Genomic DNA, 16,975 nt, shown 5'->3' on the forward strand with positions numbered 1-16,975 from the left:
AATACCTTTTGGGGTATTTATTTTCTGTTACTGGCAGACAATAATTTATTTCGTCGCATCTAAAAAAGATCACGGCTGTCTGCCACCTATTTTGTTTAGGAGGTATTATTATGACAATAGCCTGTCACTTCTCACAAATCACTATTGAATTTAATCAACAAGCTCTTTTTCCACCGCTAACTCGCTCATTGGCTTGTCAGCAAAATGCATTAATCGGTCATAACGGCAAAGGAAAATCTGTACTACTAAGATTATTAGCACAAAAAATATTACCGACCTCAGGTCAAATTAATTGGAATATGCCTTTTGTTCATGTTGATCAATTAACCCGATTACAAGGCGATACACTTGCTCAAGCATTAGATATTCATGAAATTTATCAAGTATTCCAACGCGTTGATTCAGGTATTGCTACATTAGAAGATATTGAGTTACTTGATGGCAAATGGCAACTTCCGGTTACGTGGCAGAATTTATTAGATTCAGCACAACTCCCTGTCGCATTAGATACCCCTATTGCACATCTAAGTGGTGGAGAGCAAACACGTTTAGCACTTTGTCGAGCTTTTTTATGCGAGCAGAGCTTTCTGCTCTTAGATGAGCCAGATAACCATCTTGATTATCAAGGACAACAATGGCTAATAAAACAGTTAGCTCAGCACAAAGCTGGCTCTCTTATTGTTAGTCACAGTCGAAACTTGCTCTCATATGCGGACACTATTCTTGAATTAAGTGAGAAAGGTTTATCTGAATATGGAGGAAATTATACTTTATATGAGACACAAAAAAGTGCAGAAATAGCATCGTTGGAAGCCGCAAGTGAACGACTAAACAGCCAAATTAAAAATGAGAAACGCCAACAACAAGCGACATTACAAAAAGCCGCGCAACGGAAACGACAAGGCGAATCAATTAGAAAAAGTGGCTCTCAATGCTTACTTTTATTGGATATGCAGACAAATCGGTCTGAACAGAAACAATCAGCGGTTGCAAAGCGTCATCAGCGCGTAATTGATGATATGCAATCTCAAAAGCAAGGTGTAGATGAGGAAAAATCACATGTTCATCAACAAAAAATAGTGTTGAATTATCAAAGTGATGGCCACCGTTTAAATGTATTTGTTGATAATCTTCAACTTCCATATGGTTATCAGCACCCTATTTCATTTTCAGCTTACGGTAATGAACATTGGCATATTAAAGGTAAGAATGGGTGTGGAAAATCAACATTATTAAAATGTTTGATCGAACAAATTGCGCCACTTTCAGGTGAGTTTCGTCTAAACAAAGACTACTGTTATCTCGATCAACACCTTGCTTTACTTGATAAAACATTGCCTGTTGCACAAGCACTACACCAATATCAACCCGCCATTTCTGTCGAGCAATGGCGAACGCGTCTTGGAATGTTGAGAATTAGAGGTGATAAATCTTTACTACCTCTTGAAAAGCTAAGTGGTGGCGAACAATTAAAAGCAACGTTATTAGCTTTAACACATAGCCCAAAACCACCTGCGGTATTATTACTTGATGAGCCAGATAATCACCTTGATATCGAGTCCAAACAACTATTGGAAAATTTACTCGTTGAATATCAGGGTACATTATTACTGGTTTCGCATGATGAAGCTTTTGTGGAACGCTGTGGTATTACACATACGTTGTTATTAGACGAGATTATATAAAAAACTGCGCCATAAAGGCGCAGTTTTAAAATCTTTAATTTGTGCTAATTAAAATGCTAATGGTGCATGAATACTCATAATATCCTTCATCGCTTCAACCGTATCTTCATCCACACAGTAATGTGTAAATTCATCCACTTCACTATCAGAGCTCATGGTTACACCGGCTTTACGATAAATCATAGTTGAGGGTGCCACTTTTCCTGCTGAGCTGTGTATTTCTTTTAATCCCACATCTAGGAATTTTTGGATATTACTGAGTCGTACACCAGCCCCCGCCATAATTATAGGGCCTTGTGTTTTTTCATTTAACGTTCGTAATAACGGCAAACCTAATTCCGCGTTTGCCTGTTGTCCTGACGTTAAAATACGAGAAACACCTAGCTGAGTCAGTTGTTCTAGCGCTAATAATGGATTAATACACATATCAAAAGCGCGATGAAAAGTAATGGCCAATGGGCCTGCAAGCTCCATTAAAATTTCCATTTTAGGCAAATCAATATGCCCTTCTTCATTTAAAAGGCCTACAACTGCCCCTGAAAATCCCATATCACGGATCAAACTAATATCATTTTTCATTGCTGAAAAATCAGCTTGTGTATAACAAAAGTCACCACCACGAGGGCGAACAATAGGATGAACGGGAATACGAACCAGATCTCTGACTTGTCGTAGCATTCCAAAACTTGGCGTAATACCACCTTCTGCCGGACTCGTGCACAGTTCTATTCTGTCTGCACCTGCTCGTTCTGCTACCAACGCACATTCAGCGCCAAAACAACAAATCTCCAACGTAGCCATATCATCCCTCTCCATCCTTAATATAAAGAAAGTAATCAGAAAATAAATATCATTTCTTAGCGATTACTAACAATAGTTGTCGAATCTCGTTATTCATTCAATTCCGCTATCAGAATTTTGTGCTGACACAAGCAAACTATTTTCTGAAAGTGTCGCTCAACACTCACTTTCTACGATTTCAAGTAACGAATAAGGATGATACTTCACTGTGACTTTTCCATTAGAAATAGCCACTGTTGGATTAGGTAGACGTTCTTTCTCACCTTTAGGTTCACTGATTTTCAAGCTAACACCCTCAGGTAACTTTTGAGGTAAAAACGACATAACTTTATTCACTAAATCATCGGGTTCAACAGAGATCACTTGCTCAATATGCTCCCAACCTTGGTATTCATATTTTTTGTTTGTGGGAAAAGGCAATTCAACGATTGAAACAGATTGATTTAAAATAGTTAATGGCGTTTCTAATTGAAATAGATATATTGGTCGCCCATTAATTACATTATCAGAAATACACTTTCCACACTGACTTAACCCTGCTCGCCACTGCCCTGCTAATGTTAAATCGTGACAACGTAACGATACATGATCCGTGAAATAGAGTGATAAATCTATACCCAGAGTATCGGCAAATAATGTCATATTCTCTTCAAACAAAGAAAGCTCGTGAGTTAAATCATTTAATTGAGGAATTGAAGAAAATAACACCATTTTGAATAACCTTAATGAAAAAACAGAGAAAAAACCTTAAAGATAAGGCCGAGATGGTAGCATGTTCTAGCCGGAATATGTTATAAATTCAAGGTTAATCCTAATTCTTTATAAGAAACCTGTCAGACTTTTGTCGTCAGGTTTTATTTTCTCAATAATTTAAGGTAACCCGGTGAATATTCAGGCTTTTCTTTCAGAAAAAATCAGTGTGGCAATGTGTGCTGCTGGCGCACCCGCTGATAGCGAACCTCTTGTCCGTCAGTCAGCCAAAGTACAATTTGGTGACTATCAGGCAAATGGTGTCATGGGAGCTGCAAAAAAAATGGGGATCCCACCCCGACAACTCGCAGAAAAGATCCTAGAAAAGCTCGATATTACGGATGTTGCAGATAAAGTTGAGATCGCAGGCCCGGGTTTTATCAATATCTTTTTATCGCCACAGTGGGTTGCAAAACAAGCTGAGTATGCATTATCAGATGAACATCTAAACGTAACACCTGTTGAGCCTCAAACTATTGTTATCGACTATTCATCTCCGAACGTTGCAAAACAGATGCACGTTGGTCATTTACGCTCAACCATTATTGGTGATGCAAGTGCGCGTACTTTATCTTTCCTAGGTCATAATGTTGTTCGCGCTAATCACCTTGGTGATTGGGGTACGCAATTTGGTATGTTGATTGCGTATTTAGAGAAAAAACAAAATGAAAATGCCGCTGATATGGCGTTATCTGATCTTGAAGAGTTCTATCGTGAAGCGAAAAAACACTATGATGAAGATGAAGTATTCGCAGAGCGTGCCCGTAATTATGTGGTGAAATTACAAAGTGGTGATGAATACTGTCGTACAATGTGGCGTAAATTAGTTGATATCACTATGCAACAAAACCAAGTGACTTATCAACGCCTTAACGTCACATTAACCGAAGATGACATTATGGGTGAAAGTCTTTATAACCCAATGTTAGCGGGTATTGTTGCTGATTTAAAAGCAAAAGGTCTTGCAGTAGAAAGTGAAGGTGCAACGGTTGTTTTCCTTGATGAATATAAAAACAAGGAAGGCGAACCTATGGGTGTTATCGTTCAGAAAAAAGACGGTGGCTACCTATATACAACAACTGATATCGCTTGTGCAAAATACCGTCACGAAACATTACATGCTGATCGCGTACTTTATTACATTGACTCTCGTCAGCACCAGCATTTAATGCAAGCTTGGACAATTGTTCGTAAAGCAGGCTACATCCCTGATTCAATGTCACTTGAACACCATATGTTCGGTATGATGCTAGGTAAAGATGGTCGTCCGTTTAAAACTCGTTCTGGTGGCACTATTCGTTTAACCGATTTACTTGATGAAGCACAAGAAAGAGCGCGTACATTAATCGCTGAAAAAAATCCAGATATGGATAAAGATGAATTAAATAATGTTGCTCGCGTTGTGGGTATCGGTGCAGTTAAATACGCTGACTTATCCAAAAACCGTACAACAGATTACATCTTTGATTGGGATCTGATGTTAAGTTTTGAAGGTAACACAGCACCTTATATGCAATATGCTTATACTCGTGTTGCTTCAATCTTCAAACGTGCAGAAATTGATGAAAATGCATTAACACAACCTATCACACTAACACAATCTCATGAGAAACAACTTGCATTACGTTTAGTCCAGTTTGATGAAACCATTATGCAAGTTTCCCGTGAAGGAACGCCTCACGTTATGTGTGCTTATCTTTACGATCTGGCACAAACCTTCTCTGGCTTTTATGAAAACTGCCCTATCTTATCTGCTGAAGATGAAAACACTCGCCAGAGCCGTCTAAAACTGGCTCGTTTAACTGCGAGGACCTTAAAACAAGGTTTAGACACGTTAGGTATTGAAACTGTAGATAGAATGTAATTCATCTCTATCTTCAAGTAGCAGTGATAAAAAAACCGATGCCATCAACCATCGGTTTTTTTATTATGCATTAAGTCTTAATTCAATATAGCTAAAATAACACTTCAAACAATTACTCAATCAAATTTCCAAATGCTACTTAATCATTAGTCTTCATTAGCAGTTATAACATCCTGGCACAGTAGCCCTCTAATATCTTTTGTATCAATCCAACCATCTACACTATCTATTGGCTTACTAGGGCTGTATAAGCGATCATTGACATCTTTAGCGGTGAAAGCAAGCTTCTCATTAGTTTTGTCAAATACGCCCACACAGTTAACTGGAGTGAGTTTTGATGTATTAATTTTTCCGTCAGCAGTACAACCTGCAAGAAATAATGTCGCTAATGATACAGAAATGATAATTGCTTTTTTCATAGTAGCTCCTTGACGCTCTTATTTTTATTTTTACCAAAAATCACAAAGTGATTATTTAGTAGTCTTTAAACTAGAAACATTCAATAATTTATAACTGCTTTGAGTATAACGAATAAATGGAGAAATATTTGAGTTATTGAGCTATTAATGAAAAAAATTAGAAATATTGAGAAGGAATAGAAAAGAGAGGGAAAAACAGAAAACAACGGCGGACAAATGAAAGTAATAATTAGTGTACCATACTGAATTCTCAGTAATCTAATTATCTATTAAAAATAGATTTAGCATTAATTTCATTATTCACACGACTTATTGTTTACTGCTTATCCCCAGCAATCGTGTTACCTATTTGAAGCGCAGACAAAATAGATATGATCACTTTCAGTAGTACTGAACGATAACAAGCAAATAACTTTACAGTCACGGTTAATCTACCTGAATAAAGAAATAATAATATGTCTTAAATCAAAAAAATCAAATGTTTTAAAATATACTGCAATATTTTGAAATATTTGCAATATCTCATCATTAAGTAAGAAATATTTAACAGATGTGTCAATTTTTAAACCTATACAACACAAGAGAGTTTATCTAAAAAAAGATAATTCGTCAAACTATAAGTACTTAGAATATAGCGTCTATTTTTTTACTTTATGTAGAATCCCATTGCTAGTAAACAAATTGTCTAAAGATATTCGATATGATTAATGTTTAGATAAATTTATCAATATCGATTAAAAAACGTGTTCCTATGCCGAAAAACTGTATAAATCATTTATAAATTGGAAAAAAAATTTAATAAAAAAAAGAGCAAAAAAAAAGATTTCTTACTTCTTTTTCACTTTTTTTCTTTTTAAGAGTCGCTGAACTCGTATAACTAAATGCTAGAAGTGTGATCTATGTAGCATTATAAAAAGTCTAAAAATAGAGGAAGGTTCTAAATGGGGAGAGTTGTGTTGATAAAAACATTGTTAATTTTACAACGCCTCACTTTTATACAAAAGCGAGGCGTCTCTGTTTTCAGTTATAACGCACGTAGTGAGAAATGACGAGGCCTAAACCCTAATGCATATAGCGCAACAAAATAACTCCCTGCTCCGGCGACTACAACCAACAACAAGCGTAATATACGCATTGGCATACTGCCAATATCCCAACTTGGCATGACCCACAACATGCCAACTAATACAGCCCCCATTACGGCAAGTGCAATAACAAGTTTCAATAAGAACACAGGCCAACCGGCTAAAGGCTGATAGATATCTTTCTTACGGATTTGCCAAAACAACATAGAAGCATTGAAACAAGCCGCAATACCAATTGAGAGCGCAAGGCCCACATGTTTTAAGCTACCAATAAATGCAAGGTTCATTAATTGTGTGAGGATCAATGTGGCAATCGCAATTTTTACGGGTGTTTTAATATCCTGACGAGAATAAAAACCTGGCGCTAAGATTTTTATGATAATCAGCCCCATTAGTCCAACACAGTAAGCAATTAGCGCTTGTTGTGTCATTAATGCATCATGAGCGTTAAAATTACCATACTGGAATAAAGATGCCGTTAAGGGCCCTGATAGTACCGCTAAACCAATAGTACAAGGCAGTGCTAATAAAAAGCACAGTCTTAACCCCCAATCCATCAGTTTTCTATATTCTTCAGTATTGCCACTGGCAAAGCTCTTAGATAATGAAGGAAGTAAGATTGTACCTAATGCAACCCCTAATACCCCTGTCGGTAACTCCATCAAGCGGTCTGCGTAATACATCCAAGAAACAGAACCAGAAACTAAAAAGGAAGCAAAAATAGTATTGATAATCAATGATATTTGGCTAACTGAAACACCTAAAATAGCAGGCCCCATCAATTTCATTACACGCCAAACACCGCTATTTCTAAATGAGACGCGCGGTAAAACAAGCATACCGATTTTTTTCAAATGTGGTAATTGATACCCAAGTTGTAATATTCCTCCCGCAACAACAGCCCACGCCAAGGCCATAATAGGAGGATTACAATAAGGGGCGACCACTAAAGCAAAAAAAATCATGCTGACATTGAGGAGCGTCGGTGCAAAAGCCGGTACTGAAAACCGATTCCAAGTATTTAAAATAGAGCCCGTCAATGAAGCTAATGAAATAAGAAAAATATAAGGAAAAGTGATCCGTAATAGATCAGTCGTTAATTGAAATTTATCAGGTGAACTACTAAAACCCGGTGCTGTAACATAAATTACCCAAGGCGCAGCAATAATACCAATCACAGTGACCACGGCTAAAATAAGCGTCAGCATACCCGAAACATAAGCAATAAAGGTTCGCGTTGCTTCCTCACCTTGCTGATTTTTATATTCTGCCAAGATTGGAACAAATGCTTGAGAAAATGCCCCTTCTGCAAAAATACGACGTAATAAGTTTGGCAATTTAAAAGCAACAAAAAAGGCATCAGTTGCCATACCTGCGCCAAAAATACGCGCAATAATTGCATCACGAATAAATCCTAATACCCGTGAAAATAAGGTCATAAAACTCACTGCAGCGAGTGATTTAAGTAAATTCATAAAGTTATTCTAATTTTTGTTGAATGGAATAAAAAGAAAGGGACTATACTCCGTCTCTAACATCGAAAAATCAATCTTCAATTAGCTAAGAATACACTGACTCTGTTTATCTACGACTAACCAAAGCGATTAAAAAATAGTAACTTATGGCTTTGTGAACATTTTTCTCAACATCACTTCCAGCATAGTTTTGTTCTCTCTCTCATTAAATTCAGGATCAATAATATTTCTTCCCATTGAACCATCTGCGATAACTAACAGCCATGTTGCCATTTTTTCTGGCTCAAGTGTTGAGTCTATCTGCCCTCTTTTAATACCGTTTTTCAGCATTGCAATCAAACGCTGTTTGTTGTTTCTTTCATTTTCAATAAAAATCTCGTGAATGTTCGCATTACGTGAAGCTTCAGCAAAAATTTCAATGCTAATACGTGCATATTCCGGGTGATTATAGAGCTCTATAATTTCCTTCATTAAATCGATAATTGCCTGAATACACCCTTCTTCAGCTTCATAGCGACAAAAAATATCGTCAAATAGCTGTGCATCTTCTAATGCTATCGCTTCAATAATCGAATTTTTATTCGGAAAATAATGAAATACATTTCCTGGGCTCATACCGGCTTCATGACAGATTTCTGCTGTTGATGTGGAGTGAAAACCTTTTACAGCAAAGCAACGTATTGCAGCATCAATAATATGCTTCATTTTTGCTTTTTGTTTTTCAGTAACAGACTTGTTCATAACATTAAAAATCTCTGGACAAAATAAATTAGACTGATTAGTCTGCAAGCAACTAGACCAAACAGTCTAAAAAGTTAACCCTATTATTGCAGAGTAACGATATCATGCAATTACTTAATGAACACTATCAGCTTCGTGTTGCAGAGCCTTCAGATATTCCTGAAATTATTCAATTATTTGCACAAGCATTTCGTTTTAAATTAAATGCTTTTAATATTGATAGCACTAATCCTAATCAACGTCAGCAATTAGAAGCTATTTGGAATTCATTAGCCTGTAAAAAAAATAGCCGACAATTTGTTGTCACTAATAATGGAAAAATTATCGCAACATTTTGTTTAGTAATAAAAGAAAACGACTTTATTGCAAACCCATTTATTAAAACACCATCCTTAGATTATTGGCGTTTTGGTATTATTCATTATATTAAGCAAAAGATTTTCTTTTCTTTATTTGATTATACGCCAAATAACAATGAAGCTTACTTGGCACATATTGCCGTATTATCATCATATCAAGGACACGGTATTGCCTACGCTATACTTGAGTGGATAACCCAATATAGTAAAGATGTTCTGAAAAAAGCGTATTTATCACTTTATGTCGATACTCATCATGAAGGTGCGCTTTATTTGTATCAAAAGAATGGATTTTATATTGAAAAAGAAGAGTCATCACGCTTAACACAGTCTATTTTCCATATTCAACATTGGTACTATATGTTAAAAAAAACGGATCAGATGACTTATTAAATATTACGATTATCATTAAAAAAGAGGCTAAAAGCACTGACGTAACGACGTTTTTAATATAATTATAAACAGTGCTTTCCTTCCATAATGACCAATATTAACGTTTAAAATAAGTTCGCGTTGTTAATGCAGTCAGTACGTGATCTCGCCATTCTTGATTAATTTGCAGATAGTTTTTGGCATACCCTTCACGTTCAAAACCATGTTTAGCTAATAAGTTTCCACTACGTAAATTATGGGGCATATAATTCGCCATAATACGATGCATTCCCTGCTGCCGTTGCATATAACGAAGTGTTTCCGTTAAAGCTTCAGACATATAGCCTTGGCCTTGCCATTTTTCACCGACTGAATAGCCTAAAAAGCAGGCATTAAAAGCACCACGCATAACATTGCTGTAATTAGCAACACCAATAATTTCATCTTCTTTTTGTGTTAATAGTAGAAAATGAAAAGCACTTTCTTGTCGGTGTAATTCATTCATATATTGTAAACGGTGTTCCCAACCAGAGGGTATATAATGTGTTTTATCTCTTACGGGTTCCCACGGAATTAAAAAACGACGATTTAATGTATAATAATCAGCCAATCTTTCAGCATCTCGTTCGTATGCTAAACGAATGACCATTCTTTGTGTTTCAAAACGAATTTTAGGAATTCCGCCACGATAACCAAACATTACGATCTCATTATCCTTTGATATAAATAAGTCTAATTCTGAAGCAACTCTTCTTATTCTGCCACTAACCTTAATAAAAAAATATCATCTTTAATTTACTAGGAATTATGCACATTTAGAGACAGAATAGTCGAAGAAATAAATTATTTCATTCCCCCCTTATCTTATTTAAATTATTTGCTTATTGATGGTGAGTAATGGCGCTGGTAACACAAGCCCGTACTTTGGGTAAATACTTCCTCCTAGTTGACAATATGTTAGTTGTCCTAGGTTTTTTCGTTGTTTTTCCGCTTATTTCTATTCGTTTCGTCGAACAATTAGGTTGGGCTGGTGTTATTGTCGGTTTTGCTTTAGGGCTTAGACAATTAGTACAACAAGGCCTTGGCATTTTTGGTGGCGCCATTGCAGACCGTTTTGGTGCAAAACCAATGATAATAACAGGCATGTTATTACGAGCTTTAGGTTTTGCTTTAATGGCAATGGCAGATCAACCCTGGATACTTTGGTTATCTTGCATTTTATCCGCATTAGGTGGAACTTTATTTGATCCACCTCGCACAGCGCTGGTTATAAAATTAACCCGCCCTTATGAACGCGGTCGTTTTTATTCTTTATTATTAATGCAAGATAGTGCAGGTGCCGTTATTGGTGCACTCATTGGTAGTTGGCTATTACAGTATGATTTTCATTTAGTGTGCTGGGTTGGTGCTGGTGTTTTTGTTATCGCAGCCTTATTTAATGCTTGGTTATTACCTGCTTATCGTATCTCCACAACCCGAACACCAATTAAAGAAGGGCTAAAACGAGTATGCCTTGATAAGCGCTTTGTCAGTTATGTCTTAACGCTGACAGGTTATTTTGTATTATCTGTTCAAGTTATGTTGATGTTTCCTATTATCGTCAATGATATTGCGGGTACACCAACGGCAGTAAAATGGATGTATGCCATCGAAGCTCTACTTTCTTTAACGTTGCTTTATCCTATTGCTCGCTGGAGTGAGAAACGTTTCAAATTAGAACAGCGTTTAATGGCTGGCTTATTTTTAATGAGCATCAGCATGTTCCCTGTTGGTATGATCCATTCATTACAAAGTATCTTCTTTATTATTGGCCTGTTTTATCTTGGTACTATTACAGCAGAGCCTGCACGCGAAACCTTAAGTGCATCACTTGCTGATCCTCGCGCTCGTGGTAGTTATATGGGTTTTAGTCGCTTAGGCTTGGCATTTGGGGGAGCTATTGGATATACAGGTGGCGGATGGATGTATGATTTAGGTAATCAATTCGATATGCCTGAATTACCTTGGTTCTTACTAGGAACTGTAGGTTTAATAACACTTTATGCGTTACATCGCCAATTTAATCGTAAAAAAATAGAAACAGCCATGCTTACTCCCTAGAGATCAGGTAAACTCTTAGTTATCAATGATCAAGGAGTGTTTATGAAAGCAATTTTTCTAACCAGTATATTAGTATTAACAAGCTTAATCACAGGGTGTGATCAGCTCAAGCAATTTGATGTGAGTGAAAACCTCATCAATGACTATATCAGTCAAAAAATAAATCTTCAGAAACATATTGGTGAAGATGAGGTTGTATCTGCTGATATTAAATTAAGCAATCTTTCTATTCAAATTGGTCGTACTGAGCCGGGTAAAATAAATCTTTCTGGTACAACTGATCTGATAATTAATTCATTCTTTGGTAAGACTAGCGCTAAAGTTGAGCTTACGTTATCAGGGCAACCTTCTTATCAAGCTGATAAAGGGGCGATATACATAAAATCAATGGCTATTGATAGTTACAAAGTATCTCCAGAAAAAATGGATGCTGTGGTTGTGGCACTAAAACCTTATTTGGATACAACAATCACGACTTACTTTGATAATCACCCTGTTTATGTTCTTAATCCAGAAAAAAACAGTGCTGAAGCTGCCGCGTTTAAACTGGCTAAAGGAATTGAAGTTAAACCGGGTAAATTCGTGATCCAACTCTAATAGTTACGCAAGTTGATTAAAAATATTTATCGTCATTAATGAGAAAGGCAAACCTAATGGTTTGCCTTTTTTATGAATAATAAAATACTTTTGCAAAGAAATAGTTATATTACTCTGCTTGCGTATCTTCAGTATCGTCACTCTCTTCTTCATCATCAGAGAGTTCTTCACGTAATGCTGATAATGCACCACGCGCAATACCTGCTAGTGTGCGATAAAAGCCAGTTGTTGCATGAGCTTCAACCTTACCTAAAAATGTTCCAGCCCAAGGTAACAGATATTCATCAAATAATTGTATTTGTGCCAATACTTCATCTTCTGCTGAGTTATCTTCAAGCCATGAAGCAGCAAGTAGTAAAGCACCAAAACTGTCTGTTGCATTATCTGTAACAGGCATACCCCTTGCGATCAAAAATTGACGAATATCGTCTTCTTTGATCTCTTCATAATCATGGGCATAAATAGACACAGCAGGAGTTTCGCTACCAAAAAGAGACTGATAATCCGCTTCAACACTGGCTAAATCTTTGACGCTATTTTTTAAGGTGTTAAATAACTCATCTTGCTCTAATGGCCATAGCTGGCTAAGTTTTCCTTCACCAATCATTTTAATAATTGGTGATAAAATAGGATCATTGGGATCACGTTGGAATAATGTGCCTAAAAGCCGGCAAACTATTGAGAATTCATTCATTGTATTTTTATCCTAAAAAGTTTCGCGTTATTGTGCGTTTAACGGTAAGAAAATCAACTTTTTTCGTCATTTCTCTTTTATTGTTAATATAAATCTTACTATTTTTAATCGCTTAAAGCAGAAAAAGCGCGCTCTTATTATTAAGTCTTTTACTTAATATAAGAAACGCGCCTAATCCCATGCTACTTATCTTCTAAAGCAGCTTTATAATAAACGACTTTATGACAACAGCATTTTATTGCATTTGTTAACTGGCTATATCAAGAAAATTATCTCTTACACCATTCACACGAAACCAACCTGCAATACTTATTCTTTCTTTATAAGTAGGAAGTACTTCATGAGGGAATTGTTCTGAAAGAAAAACAACCAAACGTCCACCTTTAGGAGCAACTGTTGCTAGTTCTTTATCTTCCAAATCATAAATAACTAACTCGCCACCGTCTTCTTTTTTCCAATCCTCATTAAGATACAATACTGTTGTTAATCGCCGAGTCACATTTTCTTTAAATGCATCCAGATGTTTTTTATAAAAAGCACCTTTTCCATAACAAGCAAAATGCGCTTCATATTCAAAAAGTCCAAGAAAAAACTCACGATTTACCGCACGTTGAATAGATTCCATTTGCATTAAATAATGCTGAACGGGTGCTCCCATTTCAGGTTCTAGCCAACGTATTTTATCACTTCGAATTGTTGTTTCTGCAAGCCGATTCTCATGACGACCAATACGCGCTTGTTGTGCATTACCATCAAAACAAGCGCGCAATTGTTGAACAGCCTCGGGTGTAAGGAAATCATCCCATACACACCATCCTTTCTCTGCTATTTGCTCAAGAAGTTCTGCTATATTCATTAAGTATATTGTCTGATAAACATGGGAAACTACTTTATATCACCAAGTTAAGCAAAATGACAATTTAATAAACTAATCTTTCCGATAATATCATTTTATTAGCAAAAAACACTAAAAAATTATATTGTTACAACACAAAACAAAATTTACTATTACCTAGGGACATAATCCCATTTTGATACGTAGCCTTTTATAGAAGAATATAATCGATAACATTATGAAATAGTTAATAAAAACAAATAATTTATTTAGAAGTAATAAGTTGTATTAATGTTGCTCAATGCTCCATCACCATTTTCTTTTTGTTCATAATCGAATTTAATTTCACCTTTTATTTGATGATGAACAATTCCTTCTTTATGATATAATTTTAAAAACATTAATGGTATTGATTCAACTTTATCTAATATTTCACTCTCAGACATTATATCTATACTATCTAATTTATATTTTATTTTACTTAATTCATTATCACATTCATTAAACAACTTATCTAACTCATTTTTAATATCTTTTAATGAAAAATCTTTTTTTTCTTTTATGTTATTCATCATACCATCAAATTTACCTCTAGCGTTTTTATAAATGTCTTCGCTTATTTCATTTAGTTTATACTTAAAAATAGAATAAGCTATAAAGCTTTCATTCATATTCTTTTTTTCTTGTGAAGATAAGATTTCTTTTTTTTGTTTTAAATTCAATAAAAATTGTTGTAACTTACGGTCTTTATTATTTAAGCTATTTAAATAGTCAGGGGCACCATTATCAACAAAAGGATCTTTAATTATTTTATCTACACTTTTTTTATTGGATAACATTGTTAGATAAACACTATCAAGTTTATCTATACTTTTATTGATATTAATAATGGTAGGATGCTCATCAAACAAATTATCTATTTTTAAGATAAATTTATATATTCCTTTTAGATCTTTTTCAAATTCTTTTTCATTTTTTATCTTTTTACTATCAAAAATATTTACATTTAATAACCTATTGATTTTCTTTTGAATCATAAATTCAAAGTTTTTCATTGTGGCAAGTGGAAACCACTTTATCTCCTGAGTAGATCGTGTTCTTGATGGCAAAAATCTCAAATCTCTATAAACATCAAGAAGTATTTCAAGTGATTTTAATTCAATTAATTTATCTACTTCATCTACTTTTATTTTTCCATAATCAAGAAATTTATTAATATTAATATTTAGTTTTAATAATGATGCAATCACATTTATTCCTACTGCATTTCTTGGTATGGTGGCTTCCGTCCCATTATTGAGTTCTAGATTCACATCAAAACTAAATTCACTTCTGGCATCAGCAAGCAGTCCAAATGATATATTTTTATTATCATTCAATGTTGTATTATTTTCCAGGGTACTTAAATTAAAATTAAGATCTTTATCAATAAAATCGATAACATCATCCAATTCAATTTCGAATGAAAAATTAGATTTCCTTTCATAATTCAAGCTAAGATACGTACTTGCCATTAATGGCGTAATAACACCATAATCTGCACTATTTTTTTGCCATCTTTTATCATAACCACCAATACCCGCAGATAATCCAGCAGATAAGTTTGCCTCTTTTTTATTAAAAAATGAAAATTTAACCCGATTACTTTCATTTTTTGAAAGTATTATTGAATGTGTTTTGGAATAACTTGCTAACAAAAAAGCATTAGCTTTAATTTTAGGGGCAAAACTAAACGCATTTATACCAAAAAAAGCACTAATATCATTAAGATGTGTAATAGTAATAGTGTTTTTTTCTTTTAGATCTTCAATTATAGAATAAAAAGTTTCTCCTTGAGTCTTTCTATTATTAACGCCTTCAATGCATTTGTTTAATACATTGTAAAATGATTCTTTATTCATTTTAGCATTATGTAATGCCTTATATTTATTACTGCTTGGTGATGTTGACGTATTTGTGAGCCCTTTTATATTAGAACGAAAGCTCCTAAATCCTGGGTCAATACTTTTAGCAATGTCTGATGCCATTGCTTTATATTCTTTTAGTTCTCGTTGCTGTTTAGCTTTATCTATCCGTATTCTCATATTATCAATTGCAGATGAAAAAAATGGAATATGACGACTACTAAAATGACTAGCACTTTGAGAAGAAAATGGTTGTCCTGAATGATAATTATTATAATTATTTTCTCCTACTAATGAATAAAACGATAATGGTGGTTTTCTTTCTGGTTTTCTACCTTTATATTGATAATCCTGAACTGAAAATATTAAGGAAGTATTTATATAATACATTCTTGTTTTCTCTCCTTCACTTATATTGACTTGAATTTTATTTCTTATAGGTTTAATTGATTCTATTTTTTCATTATCATTTAGTTTTATATCAAGTTGATATTCTTTACTCTCTACACCCACTGCGTCAATTTCATCTTCCGCTAAAGTTGCTGGCAAATTAGAAACAAATATTTTTCCATCTTTCAATCTCACTGTGAAATTCAAATCTTTTCTATTAAATTTTAATATATTTTCCTCTTGTTTCCATACCATATTATTAACACTAGATAAGTCATGTTCTTCAGTATACTTTGGTGCGTATTCCTTATATTCAATATGAATACGCTCTGAACAATCCTCTAATACATTTTCATTAAAATTATAATTACACTCAATTTTATTAAACTTTATTTTGTATAATTTATTATCATCATTTCCATTGATATTATCATCTATTCTTTTAATTCCAATTAAGTCTCCATTTGAATCAACATAAATTCCTTTAAATTTCATTAAGTTATTTTCTTTTATATGAAACCCGTCATACTTGAATCCGTTATTAAAATATTTTTGAACCATACCCATAAATAAATCTTTAGACTCTCCTCTAATTAACAACAATGAACCATCATCTTCTAATGTAACTCCCATAGTATTAAATACAGTATTGTTTGTTGAGCCCAAATAAATATAATTGCTTTTATTCATTGAATTAAAAAACTTTATTCCATTACTTTTCCTAAACTCATTGTTACCGTTATTTAAAGAATTTATTTTAGAATTTTTATTTTCTTTTTCATCGCCATAGACACCTGAAAAGATCAGATTAGCAACAATTATTTTATTATTCATTTATCACCTCAAAAATTAAAATTTGAGGTAATAATCAATAAGATAATCTGCAAACGATATCTTTTTACAA

General features: G+C 34.3%; 14 protein-coding genes. 5 read left to right on the forward strand and 9 right to left on the reverse strand.

Features of this window, described 5'->3' with window-relative positions:
- Nucleotides 1-110: 110 nt before the first annotated feature.
- Entirely contained in the window at nucleotides 111-1,685 is a 1,575-nt protein-coding gene (locus tag C0T34_RS01290) for an ATP-binding cassette domain-containing protein (RefSeq protein WP_098942651.1), read from the forward strand.
- Nucleotides 1,686-1,733: 48 nt separating this feature from the next.
- Here C0T34_RS01290 and cutC read toward each other — a convergent pair whose 3' ends face one another.
- The gene (cutC, locus tag C0T34_RS01295) at nucleotides 1,734-2,486 is read right to left on the reverse strand and encodes a copper homeostasis protein CutC (RefSeq protein WP_098942650.1); all 753 of its coding nucleotides are present in this window, start codon (nucleotides 2,484-2,486) and stop codon (nucleotides 1,734-1,736) included.
- 156 nt (nucleotides 2,487-2,642) lie between these two features.
- Nucleotides 2,643-3,197: a VOC family protein gene (locus C0T34_RS01300; RefSeq protein WP_109849578.1), complete on the reverse strand. Its 555-nt coding sequence runs from the start codon at nucleotides 3,195-3,197 to the stop codon at nucleotides 2,643-2,645.
- Between the two features lie 172 nt (nucleotides 3,198-3,369).
- Here C0T34_RS01300 and argS point away from each other — a divergent pair, with 172 nt between their 5' ends.
- Nucleotides 3,370-5,100: an arginine--tRNA ligase gene (gene argS, locus C0T34_RS01305; RefSeq protein ID WP_098942648.1), complete on the forward strand. Its 1,731-nt coding sequence runs from the start codon at nucleotides 3,370-3,372 to the stop codon at nucleotides 5,098-5,100.
- 146 nt (nucleotides 5,101-5,246) lie between these two features.
- Here argS and C0T34_RS01310 read toward each other — a convergent pair whose 3' ends face one another.
- The 3 genes from C0T34_RS01310 to C0T34_RS01320 form a co-directional block, all read right to left on the reverse strand.
- Nucleotides 5,247-5,519 carry a hypothetical protein gene (locus C0T34_RS01310; RefSeq protein ID WP_098942647.1) on the reverse strand — a complete coding sequence of 91 codons (273 nt, stop codon included), beginning with the start codon at nucleotides 5,517-5,519 and terminating at the stop codon, nucleotides 5,247-5,249.
- A gap of 1,024 nt (nucleotides 5,520-6,543) precedes the next feature.
- A complete protein-coding gene (gene murJ, locus C0T34_RS01315) occupies nucleotides 6,544-8,079 on the reverse strand; it encodes a murein biosynthesis integral membrane protein MurJ (protein WP_109849579.1) in 1,536 nt (511 codons plus the stop codon).
- A 144-nt stretch (nucleotides 8,080-8,223) separates the two neighbouring features.
- Nucleotides 8,224-8,820 carry a TetR/AcrR family transcriptional regulator gene (locus C0T34_RS01320; RefSeq protein ID WP_098942645.1) on the reverse strand — a complete coding sequence of 199 codons (597 nt, stop codon included), beginning with the start codon at nucleotides 8,818-8,820 and terminating at the stop codon, nucleotides 8,224-8,226.
- Between the two features lie 104 nt (nucleotides 8,821-8,924).
- Between C0T34_RS01320 and C0T34_RS01325 the strand changes: the two genes are divergently transcribed.
- Nucleotides 8,925-9,572: a GNAT family N-acetyltransferase gene (locus tag C0T34_RS01325; RefSeq protein WP_098942644.1), complete on the forward strand. Its 648-nt coding sequence runs from the start codon at nucleotides 8,925-8,927 to the stop codon at nucleotides 9,570-9,572.
- A 97-nt stretch (nucleotides 9,573-9,669) separates the two neighbouring features.
- On the opposite strand, the gene rimJ is transcribed toward C0T34_RS01325, so the two are convergent.
- Nucleotides 9,670-10,251, reverse strand: coding sequence for a ribosomal protein S5-alanine N-acetyltransferase (gene rimJ / locus C0T34_RS01330; protein WP_075671035.1), 582 nt, complete (start codon nucleotides 10,249-10,251; stop codon nucleotides 9,670-9,672).
- A 197-nt stretch (nucleotides 10,252-10,448) separates the two neighbouring features.
- On the opposite strand from rimJ, the gene mdtH reads away from it, so the two are divergent.
- Both mdtH and C0T34_RS01340 read left to right on the forward strand, forming a co-directional pair.
- The gene (gene mdtH, locus C0T34_RS01335) at nucleotides 10,449-11,651 is read left to right on the forward strand and encodes a multidrug efflux MFS transporter MdtH (protein ID WP_098942643.1); all 1,203 of its coding nucleotides are present in this window, start codon (nucleotides 10,449-10,451) and stop codon (nucleotides 11,649-11,651) included.
- Between the two features lie 42 nt (nucleotides 11,652-11,693).
- Nucleotides 11,694-12,248, forward strand: coding sequence for a lipoprotein (locus C0T34_RS01340; RefSeq protein ID WP_098942642.1), 555 nt, complete (start codon nucleotides 11,694-11,696; stop codon nucleotides 12,246-12,248).
- A 109-nt stretch (nucleotides 12,249-12,357) separates the two neighbouring features.
- On the opposite strand, the gene C0T34_RS01345 is transcribed toward C0T34_RS01340, so the two are convergent.
- The 3 genes from C0T34_RS01345 to C0T34_RS01355 form a co-directional block, all read right to left on the reverse strand.
- Complete coding sequence (locus C0T34_RS01345) at nucleotides 12,358-12,942, reverse strand: molecular chaperone (RefSeq protein ID WP_098942641.1); 585 nt, start codon at nucleotides 12,940-12,942, stop codon at nucleotides 12,358-12,360.
- Nucleotides 12,943-13,189: 247 nt separating this feature from the next.
- Nucleotides 13,190-13,798: a 2OG-Fe(II) oxygenase gene (locus tag C0T34_RS01350; RefSeq protein WP_109849580.1), complete on the reverse strand. Its 609-nt coding sequence runs from the start codon at nucleotides 13,796-13,798 to the stop codon at nucleotides 13,190-13,192.
- Between the two features lie 248 nt (nucleotides 13,799-14,046).
- Nucleotides 14,047-16,905, reverse strand: coding sequence for a hypothetical protein (locus C0T34_RS01355; RefSeq protein WP_109849581.1), 2,859 nt, complete (start codon nucleotides 16,903-16,905; stop codon nucleotides 14,047-14,049).
- Between the last annotated feature and the right edge of the window lie 70 nt (nucleotides 16,906-16,975).

The sequence above is a fragment of the Proteus sp. CA142267 genome, from assembly GCF_003336825.1.
Classification (GTDB): Bacteria; Pseudomonadota; Gammaproteobacteria; order Enterobacterales; family Enterobacteriaceae; genus Proteus; species Proteus terrae.